Source organism: Allofrancisella inopinata (assembly GCF_012222965.1).
In the GTDB taxonomy this organism is placed as follows: Bacteria; Pseudomonadota; Gammaproteobacteria; order Francisellales; family Francisellaceae; genus Francisella; species Francisella inopinata.
The window spans coordinates 556,817-573,091 of sequence record NZ_CP038241.1; the positions used below are offsets into that span (position 1 = coordinate 556,817).

Genomic DNA, 16,275 nt, shown 5'->3' on the forward strand with positions numbered 1-16,275 from the left:
TTTGCTTCGCAAAAATAAGTTATTTGAATAAAAACATTATCTTTGTTACTATCAGTAAAGGGGACTGTTTGTTCACGAAGTTCTGTTAAGGAGAAAAAATGAAAAAATTTAAACTACTATCTTTAGTCGTATTAGCTGGTTTTTCTGTTAGTTCAGTATATGCAGAAGATGCTAAAAATGCACCAGAAGACAAACTATCACCAGTAGGCTACTGGGTTCAGTTCGATGAGGATAAGGATGTTGGAAATGGTAAAGTTCAAGGTATTGTCCAAACTTATTTTGCTAAAGATAATAAGTATGGAGATAAAGGTACACTTGAAATGAAGATAGTTGTGCCAGTTATGAAGATTGTTAATAATAAGATTGTCCCGGCACCAGTCCATTGTGATATTTGTGGTAAAGGTGATGTTAATGGGTTTAAATATAACTATACCGATGCAAGTAATAATCTAATGCAAGGACTTGTTTTTGCTGGAAACTTGCAACCTCAGGAAAATACAAATAGTTCTGACAAAAGTCTTGAATTTGATAAAGGTGGAGTGATAAATCCTAATGATGGTAAAACTTACAATTCTAAAGCTCAAGTACAAGATGGTGGGGAGACTCTATTTGCAAGAGCATATAAGGGAAGCGGTTGGTACGCTGTTGGTAAGAATGCTCACTGGAAGAGAATTACAGAATCTCAATATGAGCAAGCCAAACAAAAGTGTGGGTTAAATGAGGGAACTGGTGTTTACCCATATACGGATAAAGATGGTAAAGTGATAAACCAAAAATTATTTGAAGAATGCTATAATTATGATTTTGGGGTGAAGAAACCAGTATAAATTTATAATAATACCTAAAATTGTTTCTGTGTAAGATAGAGATTTCTCTGTTAAATCTCTATAATCTACTTTTAGTGACTTCAAGTTAGTTTTTATCTAAATGAATAATTATCGTCAAATAAAAATATTGCCACAAAATTTGGCTAATCAAATAGCAGCAGGTGAAGTAATAGAAAGACCATCATCTGTAGTTAAAGAGTTAGTCGAGAATTCTATAGATGCTGGAGCATCAAATATTGTTATTGAAATCCAAGATGGTGGCAAATCATTTATACGAATACGTGATAATGGTAATGGTATAACAAAGCAAGATATGGCTTTAGCTCTAGTGGCTCATGCAACCAGTAAAGTATATACACTAGACGAGCTTGAGGCGGTTGCAAGTATGGGTTTTCGGGGTGAAGCTTTGGCAAGTATAGCATCAGTCTCAAAATTAAAAATAATTTCTAAGCATATACACGCACAAGATGCTTGGCAGATTAATAACTACTCTAACGAAGTCGTACCAGCAGCGCATGTCACAGGAACAACTATAGAAGTTAGTGAATTATTTTATAATACACCAGCACGCCGTAAATTTTTAAAAAAAGATAATACAGAGTTTTTACACATCTATGATTTACTAAAAAAATATATGTTATGTTATTTTGGTGTATCCTTCAAATTTATCCATAATGGCAAAGAAATAAAAAACCTAATAGCGGCTGAAGATATTCAACTTAAATATAATCGTGTACTTGATTTATACAGTCAAGAGTTTATTGAGAATGCTATTTATATTGATGAAAATGTAGGAGATGCACACTTATGGGGATGGGTAGCAAGTCCTCGTTATAATCGAGCTAGAGCTGATATGCAGAGTTTTTATCTTAATGGACGTATTATCAAGGATAAGATTGTAAGCCATGCAGTAAAAACCGCATATAAGGATGTAATGTATGGTAATAGGTATCCAGCATTTTTGCTTTATTTAGATATGGATTATAAAGAGGTTGATGTTAATGTTCATCCTGCTAAGAGTGAAGTCAGGTTTAGGAATCAGCGATTTATTTATGACTTTCTCTTTGGCAAAATTAACAAAGCTATAACTACTAGTGCAGATGTACAGACTACTAATGACGATTTAAATTATAAGTTGCAGCAAAAAAAAGTATCAGTAAATAACCCCCTTAATATTGGGAATATGAGTTTGGATATCTCTGTAATTGAAGATACGCAACCAACATCTGAAGTATTTGAATATGCGGTAACTGAGAATAATAATAACGACAATAGTAAAAATGAACTTCATATTAACCAGCCTAAGAGAGAAGGTGGGTTAGGTCAAGCGATTTGTCAGATTCATGGTATATATATACTCTCACAAGTTGATGATGGGGTTGTGCTTGTAGACATGCATGCAGCACATGAAAGAATACTCTATGAGGAAATGAAAAAAACTTGGCATGCAGATGCTGATAAATTTAAACAGAATTTGCTAATGCCTCTAACTTGTCAGTTATCTAGTAATATAGTTGCCACTATTGATGAAAATATACAAGTTTTTGAAAAGCTAGGTTTCGAAATTTCGCTAGTAGCAGATGACGCTGTATTAGTAAGAGCTGTTCCTATATATGTTAAAAGTAAAGATATTCATGATTTAATTTCTAACGTTGCTACGGAGCTTACATCTTCTGGTAAAACAAAAAGTGTTGAATTTTATCTAAATCATATTCTTGCAACAGTGTCATGCCATGCTGCTGTCAGAGCAAATGATAAAATTAGTATCCAAGAGATGAACCATCTTTTACGACAAATGGAAACAGTCGAGAACTCAGGACAATGTAATCATGGTCGACCAACTTGGGTGAAATTGAATTTTGCTCAGTTGGATGGTTTCTTTTTGAGAGGGAGGTAAACTTAAAGTTATCCTGAACTTGTTTGACGGATCTCCTAAATATGGGCAAGGCGGTGAGATTCCGGATCGGTGTCCGGAATGACTGGACATTTGGAATTGGTATTATGTAGTGAAAGAACAATACGCAGTCTTTTTTCAAGCACTCTAGGTAAAATGAAGTTTAAGATTATTGAGTTAAATTATCTAAATACTTCTCAGCATCTAAAGCAGCCATGCATCCTGTGCCAGCTGAAGTTACAGCTTGCTTATAAACATGGTCAGCCACATCACCAGCTGCAAATACACCTTTGATGTTTGTTTGAGTAGCATCACCAGCTAAGCCAGATTTAACTTTGATATAGCCATTTTCCATCTCTAGTTGATCTTTAAAAATACCAGTATTTGGAGTGTGACCAATGGCAATGAATACGCCAGTTACATCAATTTTAGATTCTTCATTAGTTTTGACATTTTTAACACGTAGAGCGTTAACCCCCGTATCATCGCCAAGTACTTCTTCTAATGTAGTGTCCCAGATGATATTCACATTACCATCTTTAGCTTTTTCCATTAGTTTATCGATAAGGATTTTTTCAGATCTAAGTGTGTCTCTACGGTGTATTAAAGTTACAGATTTGGCAATGTTTGATAAAAATAGAGCTTCTTCCACAGCAGTGTTACCACCACCAATTACGGCTACATCTTTATTTTTATAGAAAAAACCATCACAAGTAGCACAAGCTGAAACACCTTTACCCATGAATTTTTCTTCTGACTCTAAACCAAGATATTTAGCTGTAGCTCCTGTAGCAATGATTAAAGCATCGCAAGTATATTCTTCTAATTCACCAACTAATTTGAAAGGTCTATCTTGTAGACTTACAGAGTTTATTGTGTCATAAGTTATTTGGGTTTCAAACCTTTCTGCTTGCTTTTGAAGTTTTTCCATTAGGTCAGGACCCATAATACCATCAGGCTCACCTGGCCAGTTATCCACATCTGTAGTGGTTGTAAGTTGACCACCTGGCTGCATACCTGTGATTATTACCGGGTTTAAGTTTGCACGAGCTGCATATATTGCTGCAGTATAGCCAGCAGGACCAGATCCTAAAATGATTAGTTTATGATGATTTGTCATGTTTTCTATACAGATAATAAATTCATTATTTGAAACAATTATAGCATAAAGTTATATGGTACTGAATTTATAAAAATGTATTTGTTATAAAGTCATGATAAAGTCACTAGTTCGAGTCATAATTATAAAATTAAACACCAATATATTTTTTTAAGTTTTATTTATATTAAAATAACAATAAAAATTATTTAAAAATATGTTTTACTACGAAGGTTTAATCAAAAATATAAAAGATATATCTGATAACTGCAACTGGGGAGATTATTATAGTCTTTTATGTTTACCATCAGGATTATGTTTTGGTCTTGCTGCCATGTGGGGTCAGGCTTGCTTAATAGGAGATACTAAAACTTTTTATGCAAGGCTTGGATTACTTACTAAAGACTATTCTAATGCTCATCAGAAGCTTAGTGATATAATAAAAGGGCATATTGCTTTACAGCAAAAAGCAACTTCTTATATAAAAAAAGATTTAGCTGAATATACGGTCCTTTATAGACGCGCCCTTTATGATCATGATTTGGTAATATCCATAAGAGCTTTTTTAGATGGGTTATTAGCCTATCACCGTCCTTATAACACCTTCTTTGAGGGGCCTGAATATAATAACATAAAATCCCAAAGTGTACTTAAAATATCTCCATGGATAGTAAATCAGGGATTGTCGCATCGTAGTGCTTATGGATGGGCTTTGGGTTCTACTGGAGACTCTCCACTACTAGAAATATATAATGAGCCATTTTATGGTAGTATGTCAGAGTATGCAGAGATTTTAAAATCTTTAATTACGAAGTGTGTAGTATCTAAGTACCAGTTTTACATTCTTCTAGGAAGTGTTAATCACGCTATAGCAATAAGTTTCGAAAATGGTTACTTACTATTATATGATGCTAATAATATGCATAATAACCAGGTTGAAGCTAGTAAGTTTACAGCTAACTCTTATGGTTACGTGCTACTATCTGATAAAGTGTTTAAACAATTTAAATTTAATAAAGACATTTCAAATTCATTAGCTTTAAACCTATCAGTTTATGTACATCCAAAATACCATCTTACTAAATCTGGCATCTATGAAAATAGTGCTAGTGCGCTGAATTTCATAAATGTAAAAGAAGAAATTATTAGATTGTTTAAAACATATATAAGGGTAAATAGTCATATATTTAATGCATATGATTATGATAAAGTGTTTAATACTCTAAAAATGATAAATTGCTATGAAAATTTAGAGGTTATGCTTTCATATATTGGCAAAGAACTAACTTTAATAACGAGTGTTGAAAATTTATTACCAGCGCGTAAAAGCTATAAAGAAAGTGAGATGACAAAATTAGCTGATAGAAATAACTATACTAGCATAATGAAGAAAATATTTGTAATAATTAGAAAAAGTTTAAAAAAAAATCTTGGGTTTGAAACTTATAGGAAAGACTTGGTTAACAAAGTTATAAAGCAAATCTACCCTAGCGGTCGTGATTTATTTTGTATTGCTTGTCAAAATGGCCATACAGATATAGTTAAGTTATTTTTAGACCAGGGGTTTAATATAAATATTACTAAGTATAGTGAACTAACTCCTTTATACATTGCTTGTCAAAATGGCTATACAGATATAGTCAGATTATTACTAAGCCATAAGAGCGTTGACCCAAATTTTTCTAAAAGTGATGAATCTACACCTTTATATATTGCATGCAAGAATGGTTATACAGATATAGTCAGATTATTACTGAGTCATAAGAGTATTAACCTAAACATTATTGAAAATAATGGGTGCACTCCTTTACACATTGCATGCCAAAAAGGGCATAAAGACATAGTTGAGTTACTGCTAGAAAAGGGTGCTAATCTAGATGTTGTCACTAAAGATAACATTAGCCCACTTGATGTTGCTAGTAACGTGGGTCATAAAGACATAGCCCTATTGCTAAGAATGTGGAAGATGTACTATACTAGTGATGTATAATGGATATATTGAGTTATTTAATTACAACACGCACTATAGGAATATTATTATGGCTTAGCGCCTTATTCCATGCTACATAATCTTCGTATCCGTCTGTAACGATAATAATGAAATCTACTTCTGGAGACTCTGGTTGAATTCCAGTATGTGTTAAGTCTGCCAGATCAGGATTTGTTGTTACAAACAAATCACTTTTCGCAAAGCTTACTTGCTTAGTATTATCTAGATAAGTACTAAAGCATTTGTTCCAGAATATTTTGAGGTTTGTTTTTTTTCCAAATACTTTGGCATGTAGTTTGCCCTTAAACATTTCTTTTTTATAAAATCGAGAGTTAATACACATTGCTCCAAGTATATCCTCTAATCCTCTAGTAAGTAAGTACTCGCGTTTATCACGTACTTCTAGTGTTCCGGCAGTATAGTCATCATAATCATTCAGATAAAGACTTATAGGCTTCATTTTGCTAAAACTGTTTAATATAAATGATGTATATGAATGATCTTTTCTAGGGTAATCTCTTATCTCTTTGCAAATCAAAGAAAACAATTCTTTAGGATCAATGCCACTCCAAGTGGAAACTATATGATTAAGATTCTCGACCCTATTTGCCCCTTTCTTAGTGCAATGCCAAAAGTAATTTAAACCCCTATTTTTACGCCATTCTAAGTAATTCCAGGAAGCTTCACTAATAGCTAGTTTTATTTTGCTTACTGTGAACGTTCCACTCACATTTGTTTGAGGTTCTTCGAGTAGATCAAAATAGCCAGGAATAACTTCGTCTATAATAGATTTAAACCATACTTTCCGCGCATCTGGAGCCATGTAGCCACCGGGAAGTTTGACATCATGATAGTATTTGATCAATGGTGAGGTGCAAGGTGCTCTGCAAAGTGGACAAGTAGAATTATCAAATACCCATTTTTCTATGCATGCTATATGTAATAAACGTTTACAACATGTAGTTTCACATGCTCTAGAGTCTTTTTTACTTTTGTCATGGTATATGAGATCTTGACAAATACAACATTCTTCATCTTTATGAGCCAAGAGTTCGCTATAGCTTAGTGTTTTATATTCATTCATTTTGTTTAATCCTTATGTTGAAAGAGACTATTTTTGTAAATAAATTCAGTAAATATGGCAAAATCTATTATAATCTATTCAAAACATATAATTAAAATATTATACACGTAAGCTAAAAATTTTAAATAAAATTTATTTAAAACAAAATAAATTTTAAATACTTAAGAAATATAAGAGGTTTTGAAGGTAATTAAATTGCAAATGTAAAAGCTATAGCATAGATTTGATTAGTTTAATTTCATTTTCTTGACTAATTTTAATCTCTAAAGCTGACTGAGGAAAAACACTAAAGTCAGCAGTTCTTAATATTTTTTTGGAAGCAGAGCAGTGGATATTTGTTACTTTTGTGGTATCTAAAATTTCTTTTATATTATTTGAGTTAATACCACCCCCAGGCATTATTTGTATTTGGCAGCCAAACTCTTGTTGTAGAGATTTTATAGTTTGTAATCCTTTTATTACACTTGTAGCTGCTCCAGAGGTTAAAACTCTATCAAAACCAATATCAATGATCTCTTTTATACTAGTGTGTATGTCAGCTGTTAAATCTATAGCTCTATGAAAAGTTAGTTTTTTATTGGCTTGCTTTGTAAGTTTAATAAATGGTTCTAAGAACTCTTTATCGATTTTATTTTCTTTTGTTAAGGCTCCAATCACAATCCCATTTACATCTAGTTCAAGCATCATTTGCAAATCATCAAGCATAATCTGTTGATCAGTTTCATCATAATAAAAATCACCAGCTCGATGACGAATCATAGCTTGCAATGAGCCTGTGAAATTATCTTTAGCAAATTTTACTAAGCTAGGTGAGGGCGTAAGCCCTTCAACTCCAAGGGCAGAGCAAAGCTCTAGCCTATCAGCTTTAGCCCTTTGAGCATGTATAATTGACTGGTGGTTATCAATACATATTTCTAAAGTAATCATAGTTATACTAAAATCCTTCATCATTTAATTTTACTAACATAAATCTTATGCAATTATTATATCCAACTTACTCAAAAACGAAGATACCATATTTCATCTGGCATTTGTAAATTAAGTTACTAATAATGTAGAGAACTTTATTATCAGGTTCCAGTTGAGTTAGCTATTAAAGCTGATCATAAAAATATAGTTATGTTGTACAAGTGTGAAAAATGTACTACCGTTAATAGCAGTGAATAGTATAGTTATTGAACTTTGACAAGTACTATAGGGATATTATTTAAGTTACCTATTTTTTCATATAATCTATAATAATCATCATAGCTATTTGCAACAATGATAAGGAAATTTACTTGTGGTTCTATCGATATTCGTTCATCTATTAAACATCTTAATTTTTCTCCTATTACATGGAAGTGAAAAAAATTATTTCTATTGCTTAAAGATATATTCTGATGATATTCGGAATATACTGGAGATTCAGGAAAGCATTTTTTCCAAAAACTAGAAAGGTTTATTTCTTCTCCAACTATTTTAGCCCTTAGCTGACCGCTTTTTTTTATTTTTCTTCCATTCATTTTTAATCTAAGTATGAATTCTAATTTGGAACTAAGTAAATTTTTACGTTCTTCCGAGACATTTGGTTCTTGAGAGAAGTAGTTGACAGAATTCATATGCTTTCCTATTGATTTAAAATCCCTTTTGAAAGCATTTAATATAAATGTTGTATATGAGTGTTCGCTGCATGGAAAATACTTTATTTCTTTACAAATGTATTTGAACAAACTAATTGCATCATGAAGGTCATGATCGTTGTTGTTACCCCAGGCTTGAACCTTATTATTAAGATTATTTGCTCTATTTATTCCCTTATCGCCCCAGTGATTAAATAAATGATTAATATTTCTTACTCTAAATATTCCTTTGCGCCATGTTAAGTAGTTCTGTGTAGCATTGTTGATTACTATTTTTAGGTTAGCTACAGTAAACGTTCCGAATTCTTTTCCGATTTCTGGTTCGTCATCTGTGATAATGTGATCAAGCTCAATTGCTCTAATTAAGTCTCTAAACCATACCTTTCGAGAATTTTGATCCATAGGGTTTACTGGCAGCTCAACCTCATAATCCCATTTAAGTAATTCTTTTTTACAGAGAGGACACGTGTGATTACTCTTCAACCATTGTTCAATACAATTCTTATGGTAAAAGTGACCGCATGTAGTAATACATATTTTTGAATTATTAAATTCTGAAAACGTAAAGTTATCTAGGCAGATGGAGCAAGAGGTTTTATCATTATCATTACCGGAAAGTTTTAAGTTTTGTGGAGGGGTTTGCGAGTTATTTAAGGTTACGTAGCTAAGCATTTTTAAAGTCCTTATAATTGTTGCAAAATATTACTTCCATAAAAAATTTTTTAAATACACAAGCAGAATATTAAAAGAGACAATATGGGTATTAATTAATAACTATAATTAAATTATATTATATTTTAGTATATAAAAAAATAAAATTTTACAAGTATTTGTTTTGCTTAGGATAATTACAATATAGAAATGTTTTATCCTTAGTATAACAAACATACTTGATCTCCTTGTTGCCATAAATTAGCTGTTCTGCTGCTAAGTTTATTAATACTAATCATTTCTATTTTATTAATAACTAAATAAATTGCCATATTGCATCCTAAGCTTAAAATTTAGCTAAAATTTGTTGAAATTAAAAAATTTTAGATAAAATATTTTATTGTGAATATTAATAAAAAATACAAATATTTTATTTTAAATTATTATTGCATGGAGGTAATTATGAATAAGAAATTAATAAAGGTGGTAGCTCTACTAGCATCGACTTCATTATTAAGTAGTTGTGGCTCATCAGAAAAAGTAAAAGAGTATCAGATAGTTACCGACTGTAGTAGCGTAGTATGTAGCGTGGTAGTGGATGATGTTGATTTACTTAGATATACAAATGTGCTAGGTAAACACGTTGACCAAGTATTAAAATCAGAGCCTGTAGGAGCTGCTGAAGGTACACAGTTTGATGTCACATGGAATATATCAGGAGGAGATTATGCCTCAGCTCAGCAAATGTTAGATGCAGGGTTAACAGCATGTGAAAATGATGTGTGTTTAGATACAGCAAACCCTACAGGATATGTATTTGATTCTGTGGGATCAAAAGAAATAAGTGTTTCTGGGAGCATAGTTAATCCCGATGGTACTACTCAAGAGATAAGCCTTACAAAGACTTTTACAGTTGAGTATGGAGCTCCTAAGATAGTCTCTGAAGTAATCTCTGGATTAAATTACCGTTTTACGGCTGACATAACAGATACTGGAATACCAGATAATGCAACCTTTACTTGGAAAGTAAATGGTACAGAAATTGGTACAGGCCAAGAGATAAATTATTTTTTCCCAGTAGCAAATGCAACTTACACAGTAACCTTGGAAGTATCTTTAGATGGTAAGGTGATAGCAACATCTACAGAGGATGTAACAACAGGTAACGCTATATCTGTTTTATATGAAGTTCCAAAAGGAACCACAAAAACAGCAGAGGAAATAGCGGCATCATTCGTGGGTTACAGTGGTGATAAAAAAAATGTAGCAACGGTAGCTGCAGAAGGTGGTAAGCTAAGATTTACTTGTGAAACAGGTTACCATGTTACTCAAGAAATGGTTGATCTTGCACCAGATCGGGTAGTTCGTATTTCTGGAGTAACTGGAAGCAATGGAACTGTAATGTATGGTAGTAGCTGGAGTAGTGGTGATACTTATGCGGCAATGAATAATGCTTATAACAGTACAGGGGTTGGCTGTATTGCAGATTAGTTTTAAGAAAAATATGCAGCAGCTTTTTGCCGTTCTCAGCAGGAAACCTTGTGCAAGCTGTTTGGTAGTTATTTACATATATTTCTTTTATTAAACCTTTATTTATAAAGTTTGTTTATCATCAGTAAGTTTTTCAATGCCAATGTAAGCAACATTAAAGATTATGGGGCCAAGAAATATTCCTATAAATCCAAAAGCTTGAATGCCTCCCATAATTCCTAATAATGAAGCTACAAAGCTTAGTTTTATCTCTTTGTTAATGATTTTAGGTTGCATGATGTTGTCAGTAAAAGCATTCAAGACAAACCCAACAATAAGGATTATGGTAGCCTTCGTAGCGCCATAAAATATAAAAGTGCCAAGGCTTATAACAATGTAGATGATAGTTACTAAAAATGGTACCATAGAAGTTAAAGCTGCAGTAAATGCAAATAGCACAGGGCTTGGTAATCCTACTGCTATGAAGGTTATACTCATAACTATTCCAACAAGAATCGCTGTAGAGAATATAGCTAAACTAACTCTACGAGTAGTTGTTACAGTTGTTGATATGAAACTTTCCTTGTCATTAAATTCGTTGAAAATTATTTTTCTAAAGAAATTTTCTAAGCTATTTCTACTTACTAAGAATTGGTAAAGTAGAAGTATAGTGATTAAAAAATCAATTATAAAATTTACGGAGGTAAAGCTAACATATTTTATTGCAGGCAATACTTTAGCTAAGTTGGTAATGATTTGCCCCTGGTCTTGTTTAATTATGTCTACTATGTTGTTAAAGTGTAATTGTAAATATTTACCAGCATATGGTATTTTACTAACATATTCACTTAATTGTGTGAGTGTTTGTGATAGTGATTCAGTATGTTGAAGGTATTGTATAGTTTCATTTATTGCATACGAAACTATAGTAATTAGAGGGATGAAAACACACAACAAAATACTTATGGTTATTAAAAGACTACTTTTAAATTTATTTAAGTACCCTTCTAAATATTTTTGTAAAGGTGCTAAAACGATAGCTAAAAGGCCAGCAAAGAGAATTGGGTAGATAAAGGGATATAGTATCCACATTGCCAAGATAGAGGAAAATGTTATTATGGATAATTTCTTAATGACAGAGATTGTCATGTTTTCACTTAATCACGTTACTCTTACTGTTCATAGTATATAAGAAAGAACCTAAATGAAATATAAATAAAAGATATAAAGATTATTTTTGGGATTAAATAGTAAAAAATTACCAACCAGTAACTTCTTTAAGCTTTTTACCAATCTCAGCAGGAGACCTTGTATATGCAATGCCAGCAGCTTCAAATGCAGCAAACTTCTCTTCAGCTGTACCTTTACCACCAGAGATAATAGCACCAGCATGACCCATACGCTTTCCTGGAGGAGCTGTAACACCAGCAATATATCCAATAACTGGTTTAGTTACATTATGCTTAATATATTCAGCAGCCTCTTCTTCAGCTGTACCACCGATTTCACCGATTAAAACTATAGCTTCTGTTTGAGGGTCATTTTCTAACAGCTCTAAAGCTTCTATTTGGTTCATACCAGGGATTGGGTCACCACCAATACCGATACAAGTAGATTGTCCAAAACCAAGCTTAGTAGTTTGAGCTACCGCTTCGTAAGTCAGAGTACCAGAACGAGAGATGATACCAACTTTACCAGGCATATGAATATGTCCAGGCATGATACCAATTTTACATTCACCCGGAGTAATTATACCAGGACAATTTGGACCAATAACTCTAACATCTTTACCTTCTAAATACTCTTTAACTACTAACATATCTAGAGTTGGTACACCTTCTGTAATAATTACCACTAATTTAACACCAGAATCGATTGCCTCTATAGCAGAATCTTTTACAAACGGAGCTGGTACATAGATTACAGATGCGTCAGCACCAGTAGCTTCTACAGCTTCTTTCATAGTGTTAAATACTGGTCTATCTAAATGAGTTTGACCTCCTTTACCAGGAGTTACACCGCCAACGATATTTGTGCCATATGCGATAGCTTGTTCTGAGTGGAAAGTACCGTTTTTACCAGTAAATCCTTGTACTAAAACTTTTGTATTTTTATTAACTAATACGCTCATTGTTTAATATCCTTTTAACTGTTTTAATTAATTAACCTAGTGATTTTACAACTTTATCAGCAGCATCAGCTAAACCATCAGCAGGAATAAGCTTTAATCCAGATTCAGATAAAATCTTAGAACCAAGTTCAGCATTATTACCTTCTAGACGTACTACTACAGGTACCGTCACATTTACCTCTTTAACAGCTTCGATAATAGCTTCTGCAATCATATCGCAACGAACAATACCACCAAATATGTTAATTAAAACAGCTTTTACATTTTCATCATCTAAAATTAGTTTGAAAGCTTCAATTACTCTCTCTTTAGTAGCACCACCACCAACATCTAGGAAGTTGGCAGGTTTACCACCGTACAATTGAATAATATCCATAGTGGCCATAGCAAGACCAGCACCATTTACCATACAACCGATATTACCTTCTAAAGCAACATAGTTTAACTCATGTTCAGAAGCTTTCAGTTCTTTAGCATTTTCTTGAGATTTATCTCTTAGAGATAGTAGTTTAGGGTGTCTATATAAAGCATTTGAGTCTAGGTTGATCTTGCCATCAACACAAACTATATCACCATTTTCTCTTACAGCAAGAGGATTGATTTCAAATAAAGCAAAATCACATTCGATAAAAGCTTTATATGCACCTAACATGGTTTTTGTGAAATCATTGATTTGCTTACCTTCTAGACCAAGTTTAAAAGCAACTTCACGAGCTTGGAAAGGTTGTAGACCAACCAAAGGATCAACTTCTACTTTAAGGATTTTTTCAGGGGAGTTATGAGCTACTTCTTCAATATCTACACCACCCTCTGAAGATGCCATAAATGTAACTTTACGACTAGATCTATCAACTACAGCACCTAAGTATAGCTCACGAGATACAGGATAAACGTCTTCAAACACACCTACAGAATTTACTGGCTGACCATCAGCATCTGTTTGGAATGTAACTAAATTTGTTCCGATAAGTTTTTCAGCAACTTCACGAGCTTCTTGAGATGACTTGACAACTTTAACACCACCAGCTTTACCACGACCACCAGCATGTACTTGAGCCTTTATTACAGCAAATTTACCACCGATTTGGTCAAAAGCTTGAGCTGCTTCATTTGGATTAGTCGCTACAATACCTTTCTGAACCTTTAGACCATAACTTTCTAAAAGCTCTTTAGCTTGATATTCATGTAAGTTCATTGATTTTTCCTTATTTGATCTATTTACGAAATTTAAGTCAATACCTTGTAAATGATAACGTATTTAAGTACATTTTTCTAATAAAAATACGTTAGAAATGTTTATAGATTATATTGTGTTTATTAGTTTTTAATATTTGTTGTTTACTCCTGTGTTTGCCTTGTTACCACCCATCTAATTCCAGCTTGCAACAGCCCCATAAATTAGTTCTGGATTTCAAAATATTAGCTTAAATTGGTGGAATTTTCCTATCATATTCAGTATAGTGTGTTTGATGTTATAATACCAATTCCAACATAAATTGTGCATTTATCACAAAGGATTAAATTAGGTATGAAATACAAAGTTAGAAAGTACTAATATGTGTTGGAATTGGTATAAGTAGAAAATTATTAGAAACCTATTCGTAAATCAAGGAGAGTTGCATGAATAAACTATATGATATGTTTGTAAAAGTTATATTCAGTCCATCAACGCCAGCACAACTTCTGTTAGTATCTATATTTGGTTTTGTATTTGGATTTATACCAGGCTTTAGTCATGCACCATTTTTATTTTCACTAATAATAGTTTTAGTGTTGATATTGCGTGTAAATATAGGCCTGTTTGTTATCATTGCATTTTTTGCAAAATTATTGTCGTATCTCTTAGAGGGTATAAGCTTTACTATAGGTAGATGGCTATTGGATGGTTTTACTCAACCAATATTTAAAACTGTAGTTAATACACCTGTTTTGGCATATGCAGGTTTTGATTATTATTTAGTAACAGGTGCTTTTTTTGTCTCTTTAATATTAGGTATTGCATTTGGGGTACTTATTGCTAAAGCTTATAAAAAAATGGTTGCTAAAATGGCAAGTATGCAATCTCAAAGCCAAATGTATCAAAAGGTTACTAGCAAATTAAGTGTTAAAATAGCCTCTAAAATAATTTTTGGTAAAAATATTGCTAAAGTTGATTGGCAAAAAGTCCAAGCTAGAAAATTTAGACAACCTATAAGGGTTTGGGGAACTGTCTTGGTAATACTGTTTATTGCCGGCATAGTTTTTGCTCCACAAGTTTTAGAGACAGCTTTAGTTTCAAACATAATAAAACAGCAGTTAACTAAAGCAAATGGAGCTACAGTTGACTATGACTCAATGAGCTTAAATGTTGCTAGTGCAAATCTTCAGATTAATGGTTTAGGGGCAGCTGATCCAGCTAATTTAAATAAAGATAGGTTTTATGCAGGATCTATAAATGCAAGTTTGGATATAACTAAATTACTAACAAAGCAGATCTCTCTTAAGAACGTCGAAGTTACAGATGTTAGTCTTGATAAAACTAGAGATAAAAAAGGTTCTTTATATATTAAATCTCAGAATGTAAATGTCTTTGATTCTGAAAAAAGCTCTCAAGAGGTTACAAAAAGTATAAAAAAAGTTAGCACTAGTATGCAACAAATTGATATCCAAGAAATTACAAAAAAAGCAAAGGTGACAAAAAATGTTGCAAAAGGAATCAAACAGGTTGTAGAGTTTCTTGCGTACTTTAGGTCTCCTACACAATCACAGAGTGACAGCTCTAAAACAACAGCAGCTGAAATCAACCAGCAGGCTAAAGTATATGGTTATGCTAACATTCAAGCTAAGCATCTACACGATAAGGCTCCAGACTTTACTATTCAAAACATGAATATTAAAGGTTATGAAAATGATGGTATGGTTTATGATATCAAGGTTTCGAACCTTTCAACAAATCCAATTCTATTAGCTAAACCAACAGAGATTAATGTAAAATCATCAAGTAACGATAAGATAGCCGCGAGTGTAATTATATCAAATCAAGTAGGAGTTGATAATACAGTAAGTTTTGATCTGAAAAACTTAACTGGTGAGCTTGCTAAGGGTTTGAGTATTCAAGGAGTTGGAATTGATGCAGATAGCTTAGATATCACAGGTAGTGGTAAATGGCAGTTTAAGGATGCTAGAAATATTAGTTTTGACATACCTTTAAAGCTAAATTTCACTGACGTTGCTGTGAGTTTTCAAAAAACAAAGCAAAAAATTTCAGATTTGACTTTAGATGCTACTATTTCTGGTGATTTGGACAAAGTTAGTTTCACTGCAGACACGTCATCTTTAACTAGTTTGTTAAGCACAGAGGCGGCTAAGAAAACAGCTGAAAACTTGGCTAAACAGGCTGGCTTAGATAAAAAAACAAAAGATCTGCTTAAGAAGACAACTATTAATGGTAAGTCAATCAACGATCTAAAACCTGAGGATGTTAAGCAATTAGCTTCACAATTTGGTGTCAGTTTAAGTTAGAAAAAA

General features: G+C 32.6%; 12 protein-coding genes. 5 read left to right on the forward strand and 7 right to left on the reverse strand.

What is annotated here, in order from left to right:
- The first annotated feature begins 98 nt into the window (after nucleotides 1-98).
- Both E4K63_RS02605 and mutL read left to right on the forward strand, forming a co-directional pair.
- Nucleotides 99-827 (forward strand): DUF2147 domain-containing protein, encoded by a 729-nt coding sequence (locus E4K63_RS02605; protein WP_133941352.1) that lies wholly within the window; start codon nucleotides 99-101, stop codon nucleotides 825-827.
- Between the two features lie 100 nt (nucleotides 828-927).
- Nucleotides 928-2,724, forward strand: a complete 1,797-nt coding sequence (gene mutL, locus E4K63_RS02610; protein ID WP_133941350.1) for a DNA mismatch repair endonuclease MutL — start codon at nucleotides 928-930, stop codon at nucleotides 2,722-2,724.
- 166 nt (nucleotides 2,725-2,890) lie between these two features.
- On the opposite strand, the gene trxB is transcribed toward mutL, so the two are convergent.
- Nucleotides 2,891-3,841, reverse strand: coding sequence for a thioredoxin-disulfide reductase (gene trxB, locus E4K63_RS02615; RefSeq protein WP_133941348.1), 951 nt, complete (start codon nucleotides 3,839-3,841; stop codon nucleotides 2,891-2,893).
- 196 nt (nucleotides 3,842-4,037) lie between these two features.
- Between trxB and E4K63_RS02620 the strand changes: the two genes are divergently transcribed.
- Nucleotides 4,038-5,810 (forward strand): ankyrin repeat domain-containing protein, encoded by a 1,773-nt coding sequence (locus tag E4K63_RS02620; RefSeq protein WP_133941346.1) that lies wholly within the window; start codon nucleotides 4,038-4,040, stop codon nucleotides 5,808-5,810.
- A 13-nt stretch (nucleotides 5,811-5,823) separates the two neighbouring features.
- On the opposite strand, the gene E4K63_RS02625 is transcribed toward E4K63_RS02620, so the two are convergent.
- The 3 genes from E4K63_RS02625 to E4K63_RS02635 form a co-directional block, all read right to left on the reverse strand.
- Entirely contained in the window at nucleotides 5,824-6,894 is a 1,071-nt protein-coding gene (locus E4K63_RS02625) for an RING finger protein (RefSeq protein WP_133941344.1), read from the reverse strand.
- 210 nt (nucleotides 6,895-7,104) lie between these two features.
- Nucleotides 7,105-7,821 carry a copper homeostasis protein CutC gene (locus tag E4K63_RS02630; protein WP_133941342.1) on the reverse strand — a complete coding sequence of 239 codons (717 nt, stop codon included), beginning with the start codon at nucleotides 7,819-7,821 and terminating at the stop codon, nucleotides 7,105-7,107.
- 245 nt (nucleotides 7,822-8,066) lie between these two features.
- On the reverse strand, nucleotides 8,067-9,188 hold the full coding sequence (locus tag E4K63_RS02635) for an RING-H2 finger protein (protein ID WP_133941341.1): 1,122 nt from the start codon (nucleotides 9,186-9,188) through the stop codon (nucleotides 8,067-8,069).
- Between the two features lie 441 nt (nucleotides 9,189-9,629).
- Here E4K63_RS02635 and E4K63_RS02640 point away from each other — a divergent pair, with 441 nt between their 5' ends.
- On the forward strand, nucleotides 9,630-10,658 hold the full coding sequence (locus E4K63_RS02640) for a DUF3281 family protein (protein ID WP_166666887.1): 1,029 nt from the start codon (nucleotides 9,630-9,632) through the stop codon (nucleotides 10,656-10,658).
- Between the two features lie 102 nt (nucleotides 10,659-10,760).
- On the opposite strand, the gene E4K63_RS02645 is transcribed toward E4K63_RS02640, so the two are convergent.
- From E4K63_RS02645 to sucC, 3 genes are all read right to left on the reverse strand, one after another.
- On the reverse strand, nucleotides 10,761-11,786 hold the full coding sequence (locus tag E4K63_RS02645) for an AI-2E family transporter (protein ID WP_133941337.1): 1,026 nt from the start codon (nucleotides 11,784-11,786) through the stop codon (nucleotides 10,761-10,763).
- Nucleotides 11,787-11,895: 109 nt separating this feature from the next.
- The gene (gene sucD / locus E4K63_RS02650; protein ID WP_133941335.1) at nucleotides 11,896-12,768 is read right to left on the reverse strand and encodes a succinate--CoA ligase subunit alpha; all 873 of its coding nucleotides are present in this window, start codon (nucleotides 12,766-12,768) and stop codon (nucleotides 11,896-11,898) included.
- A gap of 31 nt (nucleotides 12,769-12,799) precedes the next feature.
- Nucleotides 12,800-13,963, reverse strand: coding sequence for an ADP-forming succinate--CoA ligase subunit beta (gene sucC, locus E4K63_RS02655; protein ID WP_133941333.1), 1,164 nt, complete (start codon nucleotides 13,961-13,963; stop codon nucleotides 12,800-12,802).
- Between the two features lie 425 nt (nucleotides 13,964-14,388).
- Between sucC and E4K63_RS02660 the strand changes: the two genes are divergently transcribed.
- Nucleotides 14,389-16,269, forward strand: a complete 1,881-nt coding sequence (locus E4K63_RS02660) for a TIGR03546 family protein (protein WP_133941331.1) — start codon at nucleotides 14,389-14,391, stop codon at nucleotides 16,267-16,269.
- Nucleotides 16,270-16,275 lie beyond the last annotated feature (6 nt).